Annotated in this window: 18 protein-coding genes; 13 read left to right on the top strand and 5 right to left on the bottom strand. The window is 71.8% G+C overall.

Going from position 1 to position 18,971, the window contains the following annotated elements:
• Positions 1-4 precede the first annotated feature (4 nt).
• Positions 5-697: a TetR family transcriptional regulator gene (locus tag HF577_RS26075; protein ID WP_169398592.1), complete on the bottom strand. Its 693-nt coding sequence runs from the start codon at positions 695-697 to the stop codon at positions 5-7.
• A gap of 59 nt (positions 698-756) precedes the next feature.
• Between HF577_RS26075 and HF577_RS26070 the strand changes: the two genes are divergently transcribed.
• Positions 757-1,914: an acyl-CoA dehydrogenase gene (locus HF577_RS26070; RefSeq protein WP_169398591.1), complete on the top strand. Its 1,158-nt coding sequence runs from the start codon at positions 757-759 to the stop codon at positions 1,912-1,914.
• Positions 1,915-2,234: 320 nt separating this feature from the next.
• A complete protein-coding gene (locus HF577_RS26065) occupies positions 2,235-3,536 on the top strand; it encodes an MFS transporter (protein WP_169398590.1) in 1,302 nt (433 codons plus the stop codon).
• Positions 3,537-3,574: 38 nt separating this feature from the next.
• Here HF577_RS26065 and HF577_RS26060 read toward each other — a convergent pair whose 3' ends face one another.
• The 3 genes from HF577_RS26060 to HF577_RS26050 all read right to left on the bottom strand — a co-directional run bounded on the left by HF577_RS26060 (position 3,575) and on the right by HF577_RS26050 (position 6,811).
• Positions 3,575-4,540, bottom strand: a complete 966-nt coding sequence (locus tag HF577_RS26060) for an FAD-dependent monooxygenase (protein ID WP_169398589.1) — start codon at positions 4,538-4,540, stop codon at positions 3,575-3,577.
• A 106-nt stretch (positions 4,541-4,646) separates the two neighbouring features.
• Positions 4,647-5,372: a TIGR03089 family protein gene (locus HF577_RS26055; protein WP_312859391.1), complete on the bottom strand. Its 726-nt coding sequence runs from the start codon at positions 5,370-5,372 to the stop codon at positions 4,647-4,649.
• A gap of 14 nt (positions 5,373-5,386) precedes the next feature.
• On the bottom strand, positions 5,387-6,811 hold the full coding sequence (locus HF577_RS26050) for an LCP family protein (protein WP_169398588.1): 1,425 nt from the start codon (positions 6,809-6,811) through the stop codon (positions 5,387-5,389).
• Positions 6,812-6,824: 13 nt separating this feature from the next.
• Here HF577_RS26050 and HF577_RS26045 point away from each other — a divergent pair, with 13 nt between their 5' ends.
• The 6 genes from HF577_RS26045 (at position 6,825) to HF577_RS26020 (ending at position 12,088) form a co-directional block, all read left to right on the top strand.
• Entirely contained in the window at positions 6,825-7,037 is a 213-nt protein-coding gene (locus tag HF577_RS26045) for a hypothetical protein (RefSeq protein WP_169398587.1), read from the top strand.
• Positions 7,038-7,305: 268 nt separating this feature from the next.
• Positions 7,306-8,133 carry a glycosyltransferase gene (locus HF577_RS26040; protein WP_169398586.1) on the top strand — a complete coding sequence of 276 codons (828 nt, stop codon included), beginning with the start codon at positions 7,306-7,308 and terminating at the stop codon, positions 8,131-8,133.
• 46 nt (positions 8,134-8,179) lie between these two features.
• Complete coding sequence (locus HF577_RS26035; RefSeq protein WP_169398585.1) at positions 8,180-9,028, top strand: tetratricopeptide repeat protein; 849 nt, start codon at positions 8,180-8,182, stop codon at positions 9,026-9,028.
• A gap of 81 nt (positions 9,029-9,109) precedes the next feature.
• Positions 9,110-10,015 (top strand): glycosyltransferase family 2 protein, encoded by a 906-nt coding sequence (locus HF577_RS26030; RefSeq protein WP_169398584.1) that lies wholly within the window; start codon positions 9,110-9,112, stop codon positions 10,013-10,015.
• Positions 10,016-10,084: 69 nt separating this feature from the next.
• Positions 10,085-11,155 (top strand): mannose-1-phosphate guanylyltransferase, encoded by a 1,071-nt coding sequence (gene manB, locus HF577_RS26025; protein WP_169398603.1) that lies wholly within the window; start codon positions 10,085-10,087, stop codon positions 11,153-11,155.
• A gap of 24 nt (positions 11,156-11,179) precedes the next feature.
• Complete coding sequence (locus HF577_RS26020) at positions 11,180-12,088, top strand: DNA-3-methyladenine glycosylase family protein (RefSeq protein ID WP_169398583.1); 909 nt, start codon at positions 11,180-11,182, stop codon at positions 12,086-12,088.
• Here the strand turns inward: HF577_RS26020 and HF577_RS26015 are convergent.
• Positions 12,073-13,116: a LacI family DNA-binding transcriptional regulator gene (locus tag HF577_RS26015; protein ID WP_169398582.1), complete on the bottom strand. Its 1,044-nt coding sequence runs from the start codon at positions 13,114-13,116 to the stop codon at positions 12,073-12,075. The genes HF577_RS26020 and HF577_RS26015 overlap by 16 nt on opposite strands.
• A 235-nt stretch (positions 13,117-13,351) precedes the next feature.
• Between HF577_RS26015 and HF577_RS26010 the strand changes: the two genes are divergently transcribed.
• From HF577_RS26010 to HF577_RS25990, 5 genes are all read left to right on the top strand, one after another.
• Positions 13,352-14,737 (top strand): glycoside hydrolase family 5 protein, encoded by a 1,386-nt coding sequence (locus HF577_RS26010; protein WP_211174840.1) that lies wholly within the window; start codon positions 13,352-13,354, stop codon positions 14,735-14,737.
• A 79-nt stretch (positions 14,738-14,816) separates the two neighbouring features.
• Entirely contained in the window at positions 14,817-16,139 is a 1,323-nt protein-coding gene (locus tag HF577_RS26005; protein ID WP_169398581.1) for an ABC transporter substrate-binding protein, read from the top strand.
• 13 nt (positions 16,140-16,152) lie between these two features.
• Positions 16,153-17,100 carry a carbohydrate ABC transporter permease gene (locus tag HF577_RS26000; RefSeq protein WP_169398580.1) on the top strand — a complete coding sequence of 316 codons (948 nt, stop codon included), beginning with the start codon at positions 16,153-16,155 and terminating at the stop codon, positions 17,098-17,100.
• Positions 17,097-17,990: a carbohydrate ABC transporter permease gene (locus HF577_RS25995; protein ID WP_169398579.1), complete on the top strand. Its 894-nt coding sequence runs from the start codon at positions 17,097-17,099 to the stop codon at positions 17,988-17,990. Before HF577_RS26000 ends, HF577_RS25995 begins: the two co-directional genes overlap by 4 nt.
• Before the next feature lie 48 nt (positions 17,991-18,038).
• A partial coding sequence (locus HF577_RS25990; protein WP_211174839.1) for an aldo/keto reductase occupies positions 18,039-18,971 on the top strand: 933 nt, incomplete at its 3' end.

The following is an 18,971-nucleotide window of genomic DNA, read 5'->3' as shown; positions in this document are numbered from 1 at the left end:
AACGCTACTGCGCGGGGGGTGTCGTGCGCTCCAGGCGCACGACCGCCTGCTCCAGGCGCCGGGTCACCGCGTGCAGGCCGTTGGTGTGCGCAGGCTCTCCCGGCAGCATCTCGGCCACCCGCCGGAACCGCAGGCGGCAGGCCTCCATCCCGTCCTCGGGAGCACCGGCCGCGAGCCAGGCACGCAGTGCCAGGTTGTGCGCTGCCACCACCGCCGCGCCGATCACCGCGGCGCGGAGGTCGCCGTCCGGATCGTCGGCGAAGCGACCACGCAGGTACCGGGTGAACAGCCGCCGGTAGTGGTCGATGCTCGCGGACTCCCGGTCGCGCAGCACCGGCACGTCGTGGGTGAGCCGGTAGCGCTCCACCGACAGGTGCGGGTCGTCGGTGTAGATGTCGAACACCGTCTCGCCCGCGCGCAGGGCCAGCGCTGCGGCGGGCTCGGTGGCGTGCGCGGTCTCGAAGACCTCTGCCGCCCTGGCCAGCGCGGTCTCGTGGTCGGGCGAGACCGCGTCCTCCTTGCTGCGGAAGTAGCGGAAGAAGGTGCGGCGCCCGACCCCCGCGGCGGCGGCGATGTCGTCGACCGTCGTGTCCTCGTAACCGCGCTCCCGGAAGAGCGTGACGGCGGCCGCCACGAGGTCGCGACGGACCTCGGCGCGCCCCTGCGCGGAGCGGCCGCGGCGGGTGGCCCCAGTCATGGCACGCAGGGTAGCAACCACCTTGAATCATGGCACGCAGTGCCGTTACGCTTCCCTCCATGGATGCCGCATTCGACACGTATCGGCTCAGCGACGAGCACGAGGCGCTGCGCGATGCGGTGCGCGCGCTCGCGGAGAAGGAGATCGCCCCCCACGCCGCCGAGGTGGACGAGAAGGGTCGCTACCCCGTGGAGGCGCGCACCGCGCTGGTGAAGGCCGGGTTCCAGGCCGTCACCATCCCCGAGGAGTACGGCGGCCAGGGTGCCGACGAGCTCGCGGGCTGCATCGTGATCGAGGAGGTGGCGCGCGTCTGCGCGTCGTCGTCGCTGATTCCCGCGGTCAACGGGCTGGGGCTCACACCGATCCTGCTCTCGGCATCCGACGACCTGAAGAAGCAGGTGCTCCCCTCCATCGCCTCGGGCGAGGCGATGATCAGCTACGCCCTGTCCGAGCGGGAGGCGGGTTCCGACGCCGCGTCGATGAGGACCCGGGCCCGCCGCGACGGCGACTCCTGGGTGCTGAACGGCACGAAGGCCTGGATCACCAACGCGGGGGAGTCCACCTGGTACACGGTGATGGCGTCGACCGACCCGGAGCGTGGCGCCAACGGCATCTCCGCGTTCGTGGTGCACCGGGACGACCCCGGCTTCGAGGTGGGGCCCAAGGAGCGCAAGCTCGGCATCAACGGCTCACCTACCCGCGAGATCTACTTCACCGACTGCCGGATCCCGGCCGACCGCATCATCGGGGCCGAGGGCACCGGCTTCAAGACGGCGCTGCGGACCCTCGACCACACCCGCCCGACGATCGGCGCGCAGGCCGTGGGAATCGCGCAGGGCGCACTCGACGTCGCGATCGCCTACGCCAAGGAGCGCAAGCAGTTCGGCCGGAGCATCGCCGAGTTCCAGGGCCTCCAGTTCATGATCGCCGACATGGCGATGAAGGTGGAGGCCGCGCGCCAGCTGGTGTACGTCGCCACCTCGCGCGCCGAGCGCGGCGAGCCCAACCTCGGCTTCATCTCGAGCGCGGCGAAGTGCCTGGCGTCGGACACGGCGATGAGTGTCACGACCGACGCGGTGCAGCTGCTCGGGGGCGCCGGGTACACGAAGGACTTCCCGGTGGAGCGCATGATGCGCGATGCGAAGATCACCCAGATCTACGAGGGCACCAACCAGATCCAGCGCATGGTGATGGCCCGCGCCCTGCTGAAGGGCTAGCCCACTGGAGTGGTCGCAGTGCTGTGGGGCCCGAGTGAACGCTGCGTAATTGCGCCGTAATGACCGGTGGCGCAATCCGGCCCGTCGGGAAAGGCTCCGGGCCCACCTGTGACGTAACAAACTGCCGGTGGCGTTGCTGCGTCCGGAGGGCTGCGGCATTGTGGCCGCAATCGGGTCCGCGACCGGAGGCGTCTTGACCAGATCGAGTGGCCCCGCGGACCGGACAATCGGGCACCATAATCCCGAAACGGGCAGAGCCGTCTCGGGTCGGTGTCGAATGTCGTCCACCGTTGTCCGTGTTCGGGCGTTGGGATGAATTCGTGACCAGTACGCTTGCCGCCGCGCCGTCGCGGAACAGGATCGCCGTTGCCAGCTTCATCGGCACCGCGATCGAGTTCTACGACTTCTACATCTACGGCACCGCCGCCGCGCTCGTCTTCGGCAACCTGTTCTTCCCGTCCTTCTCGGCGGCCGCCGGCACGCTGGCCGCGCTGGCCACGTTCGCGGTGGGTTTCATCGCGCGGCCGCTGGGCGCGATCCTGTTCGGCCACTTCGGCGACCGGCTGGGCCGCAAGCGGATGCTGATCACCTCTCTGCTGGTCATGGGCCTGTCCACGGTGCTGATCGGCTGCGTGCCGTCGTTCGCCGCGATCGGTGTGGCCGCGCCGATCCTGCTGGCGGTGCTGCGTTTCCTGCAGGGCATCGGGCTGGGCGGTGAGTGGGGCGGCGCGGTGCTGCTGGCCACGGAGTACGCCCCTGCCGGCAAACGCGGGTTGTACTCGGCATTCCCACAGCTCGGGCCGGCGATCGGGTTTGCGCTGGGCAACTTCCTGTACCTGGTGCTGAATGCGAGCATGAGCGCGGAGGCGTTCGCGTCCTGGGGCTGGCGTATCCCGTTCTGGGCCTCGGCGGTGCTGCTGGTGGTCGGCTTCTACATCCGGCTGCGGATTGCCGAGACCCCGGTGTTCCGGGCGGCGGTGGCGGCCCACCAGCAGGTGCGGGTGCCGTTCCTCGAACTGCTCCGGCGCCAGCCCGGCGTGCTCGTGCTCGCCACGCTGTCGTTCATCCTGGCGTTCACGATGTTCTACACGATCACCACGTTCTGCCTGTCCTACGGCACCGCGACATTGCACATCGACAAGACCACGATGCTCACCGAGGCGATCATCGCGTCGCTGGCCATGGGCGCTGCGACGCTCTGGTTCGCGGCGCTCTCGGACCGCGTGGGCCGGCGCAAACTGTGCATCGCCGCAGCCGTGCTGTCCGGGCTGTGGGCATTCCCGCTGTTCTGGCTCATCCAGACCCGGCAGCCGGTGCTGATCGGGATCGCGATGATCGTCGGCCTGCTGTGCTTCGCGCTGCTCTACGGCCCGATGGGGGCCTACTTCCCCGAGCTGTTCCGGGTGCGCTACCGCTACTCCGGGGCCTCGTTCGCCTACAGCGCCGCCGGAATCATCGGCGGCGGCATCAGCCCGCTGATCGCCACGGACGTGCTGGCCCGCACCCACGCGACGACGGGCGTGTCCTGGTACCTGATCGGGGTCGCGGTGCTGTGCCTGGTCTGCCTGCTGCTGATGCCCGAGACCCGCACGGACGACTTCACCGACAAGCTGATCGCCTAGTGCGGTGGCCGTGACCGTCCACCGGGTTCCGCTCGGGACTAGGGCAGATCGACGTAGTCCTGCACCGGCTTCACATCGGCGGGCCCTGCGACCATTCCGATGTACCCGTCGGGTCGTACGAGTACCAGCACGTCCTGCTCGCCCGGCAGTGCCCGGGTGACCACGCCGTGGACGCTGTCCAGCGAGTCCGCGGCGGCCCCGAATCCCAGCAACGTGAACCCACCCCCGCCGATCTCCTGCAGCCACGGCGCCCGGTCGCCCGCCTCCGGCCCGTCCCATACCGTGAGGTTCTTCGACAGCGGGCCGCCGCGGTAACCGAGCCCGAGCTGGCGGTGCTCGGGCTTGCTGACGGCGTCGATCACGTCGGTGCCGGTGCTGATGGCCGTCCGCAGCTGGTCGAGGCCGGTGCTGCTGGTATCGAGGGTCCACTCGGCGATCGGCACGCGCTCCTGCTGGTAGGTGTCCAGCAGTCCGGGAGACGCCGTACCGGCCAGCGCGCGGGCGAGCTTCCAACCGAGGTTGTAGGCGTCCTGGATGCCGGTGTTCATGCCCAGGCCGCCCGCCGGCGGGTGCACGTGCGCGGCATCACCGGCCAGGAACACCCGGCTGACCCGGTACTGCCGCGTCATCCGCACACTCACGCGGTACGCCGAGAGCCACGTGGGCCTGCTGATCGTGACCTCGCGCGTTCCGGTGAACAGGTCGAGCTGGCGGCGGAACTCGGCCAGTGACGGCTCGCCCGCGTCGGCGGTGGCGGCCACGAACTGCCAGTGCGGCACCGTCCGGAACGGAGTGAGAGCGAGCATTCCGCGCTGCGGGTCGATCCAGGTGTGCCCGTACTCCCGGGAGAGCCCCGTGACCTCGACGTCGCCAACGACCACGGACCGTCGGACGCTGCTGCTGCCTGCGAAGGCCACGCCGAGCGTCTTGCGCACGGTGCTGTGCCCGCCGTCGCAGCCCACGAGGTAGCGGGCGGCGACGTCGCCGCGCGAGGTGGTGGCCACGACGCGGTCCGAGAGCTGGTCGAAGCCGGTGATCGCGGTGTGGGACCCGTCCTGCGGAGCGACCGAGACCCCGGACGCCGTTGGCGCGGGGGGTTGGTGGGGCGCGTCAGGGGTGCAGCCGTTTCGTCGCGCGTTCGGTCTGCGCCTTGCGCTCCAGCGCGTCGGGCGCCGGGTTCCGGACCTGCACCAGTGACGCCCCGGCCGCCAGCACCGCGAGCAGGCCGTCGCCCAGCCCGTCGGGGCTCGTCCACTCCAGGGTGGAGAGCACCCGGTCGGACGCCGTGAGCCCCAGCGCCGTGGCCCGGGCGCGGGCGTCGGCGAACACGTCGGTGACCGTGGCCCCGGCCAGCGCGGGGGTGTCGTCGGGGACGGGGGACCACGGCACGAAGTCGTCGCCGTGCAGCCGCACCTCGGTGGCGAAGTCGATCACGCCGGACGGCAGGCCGGGCACGCCCTTTCCGAAGGCGTCGAGCGACAGCGCCACCACGCCGCCCGCCGGCTCCGCGGCCAGCGCGAGGTCGATGCGGTCGGCGTCGCAGAGCACCCACTCCCCGTCCTCCGGTGCGGCCACGATCTCGGCGCCGCACCACCACGCGCCGAGCATCACCGCGGCGGTCTGCCAGTGCGCGGGCAGGAGCAGGGCCACTGGCGTGCCCGGCTCCACGTCGCACTCGTCGCGGAGCAGGTTGGCGGTCTTCGCGGCCCAGTTGGCCGTGGTGACGGCCGACAGTTCGATGCGCTCGCCCGTCGCGTCGTCGTAGAACGTGATCAGCGGTCGGGCGGCGGCCGCGCCGGAGCGCAGCGGGTCCAGCAGGGCGGCGGTGAGCGTCACCGGCTCACCGTAGGTCAGTCGACGCAGGGGACGCCCGCCGCCGTGATCGGTGCCGACGGCGCAGGTGCGGCGGGGGACGGGCGGGCCGGCGCGTCGTCGACGGGAGCGGGCACGGTCGCGGGGTTGAAGTCGGCCCCTAGCACGACGAGCAGGTGTCCGGGTGTCACCTGGTCGTCGCTCTCCACGGGGATGTTGCCCAGCTGGGCGGCCACGGCGCGCGCCGCGTCGCCGTCCGAGCCCGTGTAGTGGACGGTCGAGGTGGGCGTCGGGTCGGTGTTGTCCACCGTGCCCGGGACGAAGTCGAGGTCACGCATGCGGCCGGCGACCGTGGCGGCCATGCCGGAGAGGTTCGAGCCGTTGCGCACGTCGACGACGTAGCGCGACGCGATCACGTCGAGCTGCGCCGGTGGTGGTGGCGGGGGCGGGGCCTCCTGCGTGGCCTGCACGGCCTGCTGCTGTTCGGCGATCCGCTGCTCGATGAACGTGTGCACGACGCCGGGGTCGACGAGTACGACGTCGCCACGCGCGTTGGTCTCGCCGCCCTGCGTGGGGATGGTGACGAACTCCAGATGGCCCGCCGCGATGTCGGACGCCTGCTGCGCGAACGCGAGGAGGTTCCAGCCCGAGTCGACCACGAGTGACTTCTGGGCGACGTCGATCAGGGAGCTGAGCTTGCCCGGGTTGGTGAGCGTGCCACCGGAGAGGATCTTGTCGGAGACGGCGGCGAGGAACACCTGCTGGCGGCGGATCCGGGACAGGTCGCCCTCGGGGAGGCCGTGGCGCTGCCGGACGAACGCCAGTGCGGCGGCACCGGAGATCGTCTGCGGCCCGGCGGGGAAGTCGGCTCCTGAGAACGGGTCGTCAACCGGCGCCTTGAGGCAGACGTCGACGCCCCCGATCGCCGTGGTGAGGTTGTAGAACCCGAGCAGGTTGATCTCGGCGTAGTGGTCGATGTGCAGGCCCGTGAGGTTCTGGACGGTCTGGATCAGGGCGGTGCGGCCCTGCTGCGCCGACTCGGCGTCGACCTGCTTCGGGTCGCGCACCCCGTCGGCCACCAGCCGCTCGGCCGCCAGTGCCTTGGTCGCCGGGTAGGCCGCGTTGATCTTGTCGCGGCGGTAGCCGGGGATGTCGACGTAGCTGTCGCGGGGGATGGAGAAGGCGGCCGCCGCTCCGCCGCCCTGCGGGACGTGGAGCACGATGATCGTGTCGGAGTTGAGCACGCCCGAGTCGGGGCCGCTGTTCAGGAGGCGCTGCACCTCGGGGGGCAGCGGGTTGCCCTGCGCGTCGGTGCGGCTGTCCACACCGACGAGCAGGATGTTGTCCGCGCCGTCGTCATCGCTGCCCGTGATGACGTCGGTGGTGGTGATCCCGGCGGTGATGTCGCGGAAGAGGCCCCACGCGGAGCCGGTGAGCACCAGGACGAGCGCCGACGCCACCACGAGGAAGAGCCTGATGCGTTCCCGGAGGGTGCGTGGGGGCTTCTTCGGGCGCTTCGGACGCGCAGGCGGGGCCGGACGGGTGCGTCTGGGGGGTGCCGTCGTCGTGCCCGCCGCGGCGCTGCGGGCGGGGCGCCGGCTCGGCGCCCGTGGCACGCCACGCGCTCGCGTCGGGGGCTCGGGAGAGGTCCGCCGGCCGGTCCGGTACCGGGCCGAGCGGTCCGGGTAGGACTCGCTCTCACGGCGGGTGGGCCTGGTGGGGTGGTACGAGCTGCTGCGCTGCCTGCCGGACGACGACCAGGCCGACCCGTCCGACCAGCCCCGTCCGTCCACCTGTGCACCTCCGCTGGCCGTCGCTACCGGATCTCCTAGGGTGCAGCACCGGCTGCGCACTCCCGCGATGGCCGTGCGCGTGTCGCGGGTGACCATGGTCGCCCTCGTCGTCACTACTGAGAGTCACCCCGGGTGGGTAGCCCGGGAGAAGAGGGGAGCTCTCGTTGCCCGAGCAGCTGTCGTTGTTGCTGCCGGTGTGGGCGGGTGACCGGCCCGACTTCCTCACCGAGGCGTTCCGCTCCTCGGTGGAGGAGCAGACCCGGCGGCCGGACCAGGTCGTGATCGTGCGCGACGGCCCGGTGCCCGCGGCGCTCGGATCGCGGATCGCGGAGCTCGCCGCGACGAGCCCGGTGCCGGTGGACGTGGTGGCGCTGGAGCGCAACGTCGGTCTCGGCCCCGCGCTGGACGCCGGGCTCGCGGCCTGCCGCCACTCCGTCGTCGCGCGGATGGACGCCGACGACATCTCGCTCCCGCACCGGTTCGCCGTCCAGATGCCGATCATGGAGTCGGGCGTGGACATCGTGGGCTCCGGCCTGCTGGAGTTCGGTGCGGACCGGGGGGACATCGTGGGCATGCGGACCCCGCCGATCGACCCGGCCGACATCCGCGCGCGGGCCCGGTTCGCCGTCCCGTTCAACCATCCCACCGTCGTGTACCGGCGCGAGCTGGTGCGCTCGGTCGGTGGGTACACCGACTTCGCGCTGATGGAGGACTACCTGCTCTGGGCGAAGCTGATCCTCGCGGGGGCGCGGGTGGCCAACGTCGCCGAGCCGCTCGTGAAGTACCGCGTCGGGGAGGGCGCCTACGCGCGCCGGGGCGGCCTGCGCCAGCTGCGTGCCGAGGTCGCGATCCAGCGCCGCTTCAAACTGATCGGGTTCACGACGTGGCCCCAGTTCGCCCGCAACGTCCTCGTGCGGGGTGGCTATCGGGTCGTTCCCGAGCGGATCCGCCGAATGGCTTATAGAACGGTGATCGCCACGTACAAGGGGTAAATCGGTCCGCCTGGTGGGACGATCGATCACTCGATGAGGGAGCCAGATGACACAGCCGTCCCCGGTGCCGCCCGAACCCCTGTCCGCGGAGGGAGCCGCCCAGCTCGACGCCGGCCGCCCGCTCGACGCCGTCGACGTGCTGCGCCGCGCCGTGGCGGCCGGCGAGCCGTCGGCCGCTGATCTGCTGGCCCGCGCCTATCTCGACAGCGGGAGCTGGCACGAAGCCGCCGACTGGCTGACGGTGGTGGTGGAGCAGGGCCACGTGCGCTTCGCCGGTCGCCTGGGGGTGGCGCTGGCGGAGCTCGGGGAACGCGCACGCGCCGAGAGCATGCTGCGGCTGGCCGTCGAGACCGGTGAGCTCGTGGCGGCCAACGACCTCGCGATCCTGCTCCGCGACGAGGGCAGGCTCGCCGAGGCGGTGCAGCTTCTCGGCTACGCCGCGGAGTCCGGTGACGAGCTGGCCGCTGCGAACGTCGTGGAGCTGCACCTGGAGGCGGGCAACCTCTCCGCGGCCGCGGCTGCCGCTGAGCGGTACGCCGCCCAGAGCCGGCCCGACACGCTGGTGGCGCTCGCCGATGTCCGCGCGATGGAGGGCCGGGCCGACGAGGCCGAGTCGTGGTACCGGCGGGCGGGGGAGCTGGGTGCGCTGCGGGCCCACACCGCCTACGGCCAGTTCCTCGCCGGCCGGGGTGATACCGCGGGTGCCGAGCGCGAGCTCCGCGAGGCGGAGCGGCACGCCGAGCCGGGCTGGGCGTACGTGCTCGGTCGTTTCCTGCTCGACGAGGGCCGGCTCGACGAGGCCCGCCGCTACCTGCAGATCTCGGTCGACTCCGGGGACTCCTCGGCGCGGCAGGCGCTGGCGGAGCTGGACGGCGGCGACCCGGGCGACGACTGAGCCGAAGGATCGCCTGATCGGGTACCCCCATTAGCGGTGGGCCGCGGCGCTCGGGTGCCGCGTCGCCACTAGGGTGCGCGCGTGGACCGAGATCCGATCCGCGGCGCCCCGGTCGACGGGGACACCCGCCGCGATCCGGAACGGAGCGAATCGGTCACCCGCGACGTCGGCCGGAAGTACGGGTGCGAGCTCGCCGTGGTCACCGTCGCGCGTTCGGGGCGCCCGGATGTCGATCGCCTCGCGGCGACCGTGTCCACGCCTGCCCCCCGCCCGGTCCGTGTCGTGCTGACCGTCGTCGCGGACGCCACCACGGTCGTCGACGACCCCGGGGTGGGCGTCGAGGTGCTGCGGCTCGCCGAGGACATCGGGCGCCCCGCCGCGATCAACCGCGCGGTGGCCGGCCTCGACGCCGAGGTGGGCTGGGTGCTGATCGCCGACCCCGCGGTGCGGTGGGACGCCGATGTCCTGGACGGGCTGCTCGCGGCCGCCGCCCGGTACCCGCGTGCCGGCCTGATCGGGCCACGGCTGCGCGATGCGGCGGGCTCGGTCCTGCCGTCCGCCGGCGCGTTGCCCTCGACCACCCAGGCACTGCGCGGCCGGATCCCGGTCGGGGCAGGCGCCGGGCCGACAGGATGGCTCGCGACGTCGTGCGTGCTGCTGCGCCGGGCCGCCTGGGACTCCGTGGACGGCTTCGACCCGCGATATCTCGACACTGCGGGGCCCGTGGACATGGCCGACGTCGACCTGGCCGACCGGCTGCTCCGCGCGGGCTGGCTGGTGGTCCACGCGCCCGGCGTCGAGGTGGCCGCCGGGGCCCGCAACGGGGACGGCGTCCTGGCCACACCGGTGGACGGCCTACGCCGGTACGTATCCGCCCGCAGCGGGGCGCCGGCCCGGTTGCTCCTGGCGCTCGCAACCCGTTCGGGTGCCGTGACCGGCCGCAACGCCGCGGTCCGAAACACCGCGACTCGAAAAACCGAGAGCTGACTACCGGGCTTTACCGAGCTCGAGACCGGGCTTTACCCGGAGCCGTACGGAGCTGGAGGAGAAAGCGTGCTGCAGGACGTCGAAGCCGTGGTGCTGGTCGGGGGCAAAGGGACACGACTACGGCCACTCACCCTGTCGGCCCCCAAGCCGATGCTGCCCACGGCGGGCGTGCCGTTCCTGGCGCACCTGCTGTCGCGTATCCGTGCGGCCGGTGTCGGACGCGTCGTGCTCGGCACCTCGTACCTGGCCGAGACGTTCTCCGCGCACTTCGGCGACGGAGCCGCCCTCGGGCTCGAGATCGAGTACGTGGTGGAGAACCACCCGCTGGGCACCGGCGGCGGCATCCGCAACGTGGCCAAGTACCTCACCACCGACAACGTCCTCGTCTTCAACGGGGACGTGCTGTGCGGCACCGACCTGGGCGCGGTCGTCGACACCCACCGGCGCACCGACGCCGACGTGACGCTGCACCTCGTGCGCGTGCAGGACCCCCGTGCCTACGGTTGCGTCCCCACCGACGAGTCGGGCTCGGTGCTGGAGTTCCTCGAGAAGACCGAGGACCCTCCCACCGACCAGATCAACGCGGGTTGCTACGTGTTCCGCCGCTCGGTCATCGAGTCGATCCCCGAGGGTCGCCCGGTGTCGGTGGAGCGGGAGACGTTCCCCGAGCTGCTCCTGGCGGGTGCGCAGGTCTCCGGCCACGTCGACAACGCCTACTGGCGTGACATGGGCACCCCCGCCGACCTGATCCACGGCTCGGCCGACCTGGTGCGCGGCGTCGCCCCCTCCGCAGCGCTCCCCGGGCCGACCGGCGAGTCGCTGGTGCTGGAGGGCGCGGAGATCGCCGACGGCGCGCTGGTCTTCGGGGGCACCACCGTGGGCCGGGGCGTGCGGATCGGGGCGGGTGCCCGCGTCGAGGGCGCCATGCTGTTCGATGGGGCCGTGGTCGGTGAGGGCGCGGTGGTGGAGCACTCCGTCATCGGTGCGGGCGCCCGCGTCGAGGAGGGCGCGCTGGTCAACGACACCGTGGTGGGCGACCGCGCCGTCGTGGGCGCGTACTGCGAGCTGCGCCGTGGCATGCGGGTCTGGCCGGACGTGGTCCTGCCCCCGCACGGGCTGCGCTTCTCCCCCGATGTGTAGGTCAGCAGGCGCGCCGCGGGTGTGATGGCGACGCGGGAGTGGCGACCGGAGTACCGGCTGGACCTGGCGGGGGTGCTCGCCCCTCTGCGCCGCGGCCGCGGCGACCCCACGTGGCGCTCCGCGGGCGAGGGCTCGGCGATCTGGCGCGTCTCCACCACCCCGGACGGCCCGGCGACCACGCGCCTGCGCCGCCGCTCCGACGGCACCGTCGTCTGCGACGCGTGGGGTCCGGGCGCGCAGTGGTCGCTCGACGGGCTGCCCAGGCTGCTGGGGGCGGGCGACCGGCCGGAGGAGTTCGTCGCGCACCATCCGCTCGTCGCCGACGCCTCGCGGCGGATGCCCGGCCTGCGGTTCGGCGCTTCCGGCCGGGTGTGGGACGTGCTCGTGCCGTCGGTGCTCGAACAGAAGGTCACCGGGGTGGAGGCCCGCCGGTCGTGGCGGGAGCTCTGCCGGCGCTTCGGTGACCCGGCGCCCGGTCCGGCACCGGACGGGATGCGGGTGCCGCCCAGCCCGGCGCAGGTGCGGGAGATCCCGGACTGGGAGTGGCACAAGGCGGGTGTCGACTCCGCCCGGCGGCGCGCGATCCTCGCCTGCGCCGCGGTGGCGCACCGCCTCGAGGCGGCCTGCGAGCTCGGCGGTGAGCCCGGGCGGGAGCTGCTGCGCAAGGTCCCCGGGATCGGGGTGTGGACCGCGGCCGAGGTGGCGCAGCGCGCGTGGGGTGACACGGACGCGGTGAGCGTCGGCGACTTCCACATCCCCACGCTGGTCGGCTGGGCACTCGTCGGGCGTCCGCTCGACGACGCGGGCATGCTCGGCGTCCTCGCCCCGTACGCGCCCCAGCGCCAGCGGGCGGTGCGGTTCGTGGAGGTGTCGGGATTCCGCAGGCCCCGGTTCGGCCCGCGGTTCTCCCCGAAGGACTACCGCGCGATCTGAGGTGGCCCGGTCGACGCGCGCACCACGAGCTCCGTGGCCAGCTCGACGTGGTGGGAGTCGACCGTGCCCCCGTCGGCGATGCGGAGCAGCGTGCGGAGCGCGACGCGACCCATCTCCTGCAGCGGGGCATGCACCGTGGTCAGCGGCGGGCACGACCACGACGCCATGTAGGTGTCGTCGAAGCCGACCACGCTGAGGTCGGACGGCACCCCCAGGCCCGCCGCGTGCGCGGCCTGGAGCACCCCGAACGCCGCCACGTCCGTGACGGCGACGACCGCCGTGGGCGGATCCGGCATCGCCAGCAGCCGCCGGCCGGCCGCGAGGCCCGCCTCGAAGCCGAAGTCGCCAGGCACGACCAGGTCCGGCTCCGGGATCAGCCCCGCGTTCGTCATCGCCGCCCGGTAGCCGTGCAGCCGGGTCTGCCCGACCATGGCCCCGTCCGGGCCGCGGACGAAGGCGATCCGCCGGTGCCCGAGACCGATGAGGTGCTCGGTGGCGCTCAGGCTCCCGGACCAGTTGGTGGCCCCGATGCTCGTGACGTCGGCGCGCGGCAGGTGGACGGGGTCGATGACGACCAGGGGCAGCCGGGCGCGCTCGAACGCGGCGAGCTGCTGGAGGGTCAGGTCGGACGTCACGACCAGCACGCCGTCGCGGCCGTCGCGGACGAGCCGCTGGGCCCACCCGGCCCCGCTGCTCGGTCCCGCCCTGTCGATCGAGAAGCGGCCGACGACGACGTCGACCTCCGACTCGACGCCAGCGTCGGTCACCCCGCGGATGAGCTCGGTGGCGTACGGGCTCATGAAGTCGTCGAAGACCAGGGCGATGGTGCGTGAGCGGGACGGGACGCGTCGCTTGGCGGACCGGACGTACTCGTGCTCCTCGAGGAGGCGTTCGACCTCGGCGCGGGTGTCGGGTGCCACGTCGTCGCGGCCGTTGACCACCTTGGACACCGTGGCGAGCGAGACGCCGGCCGCGGTCGCAACGCTGGCGAGCGTCGACCGCTTGCGGCGACCCTCGGGCTGAGTCATCCGATTTCCCCCCATCGTCCTCATTGTGGCCGGGCTCGGCGCCGAGGGCACAGCCTGCACCGTCACCCGCGGTATGCGAAAGGTTTCGCTAGGTAGAACGCCCTGTCCAGCGCCGTACGCCTGGCAGAGGCTCAGATCAAGGCTTGACGGAGATCACATCCGCGCTCTAGCGTCCCGACGAGCATCGGAAGTATCGCAAACTTTCGAAACATCCACTCGATGAGGAGCTGGTTGAGTGCCCGCCGCAGCCCTGCAGCACATCCGCACCCACGGAGCCCAGCTGCTCGACGTCCACGGCAAGCCGTTCCGCATGCGGGGGGTGTGCCTCGGCGGCTGGCTCAACATGGAGAACTTCATCACCGGCTATGCGGCGAACGAGTCGATGATGCGCGCGGCCGTCCGCAAGGCGATCGGCGACGACCGCTACGAGCTCTTCTTCGAGCGGCTCCTCACCAGCTTCTTCGGTGAGGCCGACGCCGCCTTCCTGGCCGAGGTCGGTCTCAACTCGGTGCGGATCGCCCTCAACTACCGCCACCTCGAGGACGACATGCGCCCGTTCGAGGTGACCGAGGACGGCTTCCGCCACCTCGACCGGGCGATCGCCGCCCTCGGGGCCCACGGCATCACGTCGGTCATCGACCTGCACGCGCTGCCGGGATCCCAGAACCAGCACTGGCACTCCGACAACTCCACGCACCGCGCGCTGCTCTGGGAGCACCGGCACTTCCAGGACCGCGTCGTCCACCTGTGGGAGGCGATCGCCGACCGTTACAAGGACGACGTCCGGGTGGCGGGCTACAACCTGATGAACGAGCCGGCGGACGAGTCCCGCGCCGTGGTGGGCCCGTTCTACGAGCGCCTGGCCGCCGCGATCCGGGCCGTCGACCCCCACCACACGCTCTTCGTCGACGGCAACACGTACTCCACCGAGTTCGACATGTTCACCGAACCCTGGGAGAACACCGTCTACACCTGCCACGACTACGTGGCGGCCGGTCTCGGCCGTGGGGGTCCCTACCCGGGACACACCGACGGCGTGTGGATCGACCGGGACGCCGTCGAGCGCAAGTTCCTGCAACGCTCGGAGTACGCGCGGTCGACGGGCACACCGATCTACGTCGGCGAGTTCGGCCCCATCTACACCGGCGACCCGGCCGTCGACGAGCAGCGCAGGCAGATCCTGGCCGACCAGCTCGACATCTACCGGGAGTACGACGCCGGCTGGTCGATCTGGATGTACAAGGACATCGGCCGCCAGGGGCTGGTCAGCGCCGCCCCGGACTCCCCCTACCGGCGCCACTTCGCCGACTTCGTCGCGAAGAAGGACCGGCTGGGCGCCGACCAGTGGGGGAGCAGGGGCGAGGGCGTCCGCGAGGTCACTCAGCCCGTCCAGGACCTGGTGGAGCGGGAGTTCCCCGGCTTCGACCCCTACCCGTGGGGGCGCTTCGACTGGGTCCGGACGCTGCTGCTCAACATCACCTTCGCGCAGCCGCTGGTCGACGAGTACGCCGACCTGCTGCGCGGGCTCGACGAGAGCGAGCTCTGTGCTCTCGCCGACTCCTTCGCCTTCGAGAACTGCACCGTCCGCGAGACGTTGCGCGAGCAGCTGGCGAAGGGCTGAGGCACTGCGCGGGCCCACCCAGCCCGTGACCTGACACCGGCGTCGAGGTCTCGTCGGCGCTCGTTCCCCGGAGGTAGACGTGAACGGTTCTTCCCTGGCCCGGACCCTCGACGCAGGCCGGTTCAGTCGCCGCAGCCTGTTGCGGATGGGTGCGGTCGCCGGGCTGTCCGCCGGCGCCGCCGCCGCGCTGAGCGCCTGCGGCGCGGGTGGCGGCAGCGGCAGCGGCACCACCACCCTCGGCCTGTGGACCTGGGCCTCGGAGTTCGAGGACGCGTTCGCGGCCACCATCGCCGAGTACACAGCGATCAACCCCAACGTGAAGATCGAACCCCGCTACTGGGACTTCGGCAGCTACGCGCCCGCCCTGCAGGCGGCGCTCGCGGCCAACAACGAGGCCGACATCTTCATGCCGCTGGTCTCCACGCTCGCCCTGGGCAAGGCGGGGCGGATCGTGGACCTGCGCCAGGCGCTGGGGCAGCCGTTCCTCGACGGGTTCTTCCCGTCCACCAACGACGAGAACGTCTACGGCGACGGCCAGTACGCCGTGGGCTGGGCCGCCCAGACGTTCGGCCTGTTCTACAACAAGACGATCATGGGCAAGCTGGGTCTCGAACCGCCGGAGACCTGGGACGACCTGATCGCGATGGCGCCGGCGATCAACGCCGCGGGCTACGTGCCGATGTCCGCGCAGGGCACGCCCAGCAACCAGCTGTCGGACTTCATGCTGCCGATCATCACGCAGATCTCCGGCGACCCGCAGATCGTGCTCGACCTCGACTCCCACGAGAAGCCGGGCGTGACCTGGGACCGTCCCGAGGTGGTCGAGGCGTTGACGGTCGTGAAGCGGCTCACCGACGCCGGGGTGTTCGACAAGGGCGTGCTCGCGGTCGACAGCGACACCTCCAACAGCACCTTCATGACGGGCAAGGCGGCGATGCTCTTCTCGGGGTCGTTCTTCCCGCCGGTGCTGCAGAAGGAGGCCCCCGCCGGGTTCCTGAAGGAGTACGGCATCGCGAAGACGCCCGCCTACACCGCGGGCGGGAAGCACTGGTGTGCCAACCAGGCGGGCTACACGTGGGCGATCAGCGAGAAGTCCGACAACAAGGACGCCGCGATCGACTTCCTCAAGTACCTCTACGACCCGCAGCGCTACCTGAAGATGATGAACGACACCTTCTCGATGCCCTGCACGAAGCAGGCCGCAGCCGGCGTGACCGGCGATGACATCAAGACCATGACCCAGTGGCTGCTCGACGGTGAGGGCGCCCCGCACATCCTCTTCGGGCAGGGCTCGCTCGACGCCGTGTCCAACGGCGTGGTCTCGGTCATCAACGGCTCGGCCACCCCCGCGGCGGCCGCCACCGCCATCGAGGCCGCCGTCGTGCAGGCCCGGAAGATCTGACGCGGCCCCGCCCATGGCTTCCCTCGCCCCGAGCACCCGCACCGCGGCCCCGCCGCGGCCGGGGCGCCGACGTCCGCTGACCGGGTGGTCCACCCCCACCGGCCTGAGCTTCGTCGTCCCGGCGCTGGCGTTCTTCGTCGTGTTCATCGCCTACCCGGTCGCCCGCACCTTCTACCTGTCGCTGACCCGCTCCGACGGTTTCGGCGGCACCTACTTCGCCGGCCTGCACAACTACGGCGTCATGCTGACCGACCCCACGTTCGTCCAGGCCGCGGTGGTGACGGTCGTGTACACGGTGGTCACCACCGTGCTCCAGACCGGGCTCGCGCTCGGCCTGGCGCTCCTGGTCAACGCGGGACCCCGGCGCAGCGCGGTGGTCTACCGCACGCTGCTCTTCCTCCCGGCCGCGATCTCGCTGACGGTCACGGGCCTGCTGTGGCGGCTCGGGCTCACGCCGGTCTTCGGCGTGGTCAACCGCCTGCTCACGGACGTGGGGCTCGGCGCGCTCACCCACCCCTGGCTCGGCGACACCGCCACCGTGCTGCCGACGATCATCGTCGTGTCGCTGTGGCAGGCCACCGGGCTGTTCATGCTGATCTTCTACGCGGCGCTGGGGAACATCGACCCGGCGATCGCGGAGAGCGCCCGGATGGACGGCGCTGGGCCGCTGCGCGAGGCGTGGAGCATCACGATCCCGATCCTGCGGCCGGTGATCGAGGTGGTCGTCATGCTCAACGTCCTCAACGGCCTCAAGGTCTTCGACCTCAACTTCGTGATGGCGAACGGCGGCCCGCTGCACGCCTCGGAGTCGCTGAGCACCTACACCTACCTGCTGACCTTCGGGTCCTCCACGGGCGGAGTCTCCTCCTTCGGCTACGGCTCGGCGATCAGCGTGGTCGTCTTCCTCGTCGCCGGGGTGGCCACCCTGCTGCTGTACCGGTTCCGGAAGGGAGACGCATGACCACGACGGTGGACGCCGGCGTCCGGCCGCTGGCGCCGCCCCCGGTGGCGCGCGGCAGGCGCCGCGACCCGGGGGCGGTGCTGCGGCGGGTGCTGTGGCACGCGGCGATGGTGGTGATCTCCGCCGGGGCGATCGGGCCGCTCGTGTGGATGGTGCTCACCTCGCTGCGGCCCCAGAACACCGCGTTCTCCGGGCCGCTCATCCCGGAGAAGATCCAGTTCTCGGCGTACGTCTTCGCCTGGAACGAGCTGGAGATCTGGCGCAACTTCCTCAACAGCGTGCTCATCACCGGCGCGACGCTCGTGTTCACGATCGTGGCCGCCACGCTGGCCGGCTACGCCTTCGCCCGCATCGGCTTCACCGCGCGGAACCTGCTGTTCTTCGTGATCACCAGCGCGCTGTTCCTGCCGGGCGTGGCGACGCTCATCCCGGTCTACCTGGAGCTGCAGACCTTCGGGCTGCTGGGCAGCCAGCTGGGCCTGATCCTCGTCTACACCGCGGGTGGCGTCTCGTTCTCGCTGTTCCTGATGCGCACGTTCTTCGAGGCGCTCCCCAACGAGCTCGCCGAGGCGGCCCGGCTGGACGGCGCCAGCGAGGTGCAGATCTTCTGGCGGGTGATGCTGCCGCTGGCCATGCCCGGCATCGCCACCGTGGCGATCTTCCAGATGATCGGGGTGTGGAACGAGCTGCTGTTCGCCAGCGCGCTGATCTCGGAGCCCGGCGACCAGCCCATCCAGCCGGCGGCCAACGCACTGATCGGCCAGTACTCCACCAACTGGCCCGCCCTCACCGCCGCGATGACGCTGAGCGCGCTCCCGATGGTGATCGCGTACGTGGTCTTCCAGCGCTGGTTCGTCGCCGGGCTCACCGCCGGTGCGGTGAAGACCTGAGAGGGAAGTCGTGAGCAGTGACAGCAAGATCGGACAGGAGCAGACTTCGTGGACGTGCTGACCCCGCGGGCCCTCGGCCGCACCGGACTGAGTGTCACCCCGCTCTGCGTGGGCACCGGTGAGCTCGGCGACATGACCTCCGTCTACGGCTACGCGGTGCCGGAGGAACAGGCGCTCGCCATGGTCCGGAGCGCGTTCGCCGGGCCGTTCACCTTCGTCGACACCTCCAACGGCTACGGCGCGGGCACCAGCGAGCGCCGCATCGGCGCGGTGGTTCGGGAGCTGGGCGGCGTGCCCGACGGAGTACTGCTCGCCACCAAGGTCGACCCCGTGGACGGCGGTCCGTTCGACGGGCCGCGCGTGCGGGCGTCGTTCGAGGAGAGCCTGGCCAACCTCGGGGTGGACCGCATCCGGCTGCTGCACCTGCACGATCCCGAGCGGATCACCTTCGCCGAGGCCACCGCCCCCGGCGGCCCGGTGGAGGTGATGCAGCAGCTGGTCGCGGAGGGACTGGTCGACCACATCGGCGTGGCGGGCGGCCCGATCGACCTGCTGCGCAGGTTCGTGGCCACCGGTGCCTTCGAGGTGGTGCTCACCCACAACCGCTGGACGCTGCTGGACCGCTCGGCCGAGCCGCTGCTCGCCGAGTGCGCGGCGGCCGGCGTGGCCGTCCTGAACGGCGCCCCCTTCGGTGGCGGCCTGCTGGTGAAAGGGCCGGCGGCCCAGCCGAAGTACGCCTACGGGCCGGCGCGCGAGCCGGTGCTGACGGCCGCCGCTGCCATGGAACGGGCCTGCGCCGAGCGCGACGTGCCACTCGCGGCAGCCGCACTGCAGTACTCACTGCGGGAGCCGCGCATCACGTCCACGGTGGTCGGGATGTCCCGGCCGGAACGGCTGGAGCAGACGATCCAGCTCGCCACCCACCCGATCCCCGACGAGCTCTGGACCGTGCTCGCCGACCTCACCCCCGCCGAGGAGAAC

This window comes from Pseudonocardia xinjiangensis, assembly GCF_012911925.1.
In the GTDB taxonomy this organism is placed as follows: Bacteria; Actinomycetota; Actinomycetes; order Mycobacteriales; family Pseudonocardiaceae; genus Pseudonocardia; species Pseudonocardia xinjiangensis.
The sequence above is the reverse complement of the archived record's forward strand: the minus strand, read 5'-3'. Positions and strand labels throughout refer to the sequence as shown.

What these genes read in the sequence shown, in the direction of transcription:
- HF577_RS26075 (WP_169398592.1), bottom strand. Translation starts at nt 697, where the DNA reads ATGACTGGGGCCACCCGCCGCGGCCGCTCCGCGCAGGGGCGCGCCGAG.
- HF577_RS26070 (WP_169398591.1), top strand. Translation starts at nt 757, where the DNA reads ATGGATGCCGCATTCGACACGTATCGGCTCAGCGACGAGCACGAGGCG.
- HF577_RS26045 (WP_169398587.1), top strand. Translation starts at nt 6,825, where the DNA reads ATGCGTTCCCGGAGGGTGCGTGGGGGCTTCTTCGGGCGCTTCGGACGC.
- HF577_RS26035 (WP_169398585.1), top strand. Translation starts at nt 8,180, where the DNA reads ATGACACAGCCGTCCCCGGTGCCGCCCGAACCCCTGTCCGCGGAGGGA.
- HF577_RS26020 (WP_169398583.1), top strand. Translation starts at nt 11,180, where the DNA reads ATGGCGACGCGGGAGTGGCGACCGGAGTACCGGCTGGACCTGGCGGGG.
- HF577_RS26015 (WP_169398582.1), bottom strand. Translation starts at nt 13,116, where the DNA reads ATGACTCAGCCCGAGGGTCGCCGCAAGCGGTCGACGCTCGCCAGCGTT.
- HF577_RS26000 (WP_169398580.1), top strand. Translation starts at nt 16,153, where the DNA reads ATGGCTTCCCTCGCCCCGAGCACCCGCACCGCGGCCCCGCCGCGGCCG.
- HF577_RS25995 (WP_169398579.1), top strand. Translation starts at nt 17,097, where the DNA reads ATGACCACGACGGTGGACGCCGGCGTCCGGCCGCTGGCGCCGCCCCCG.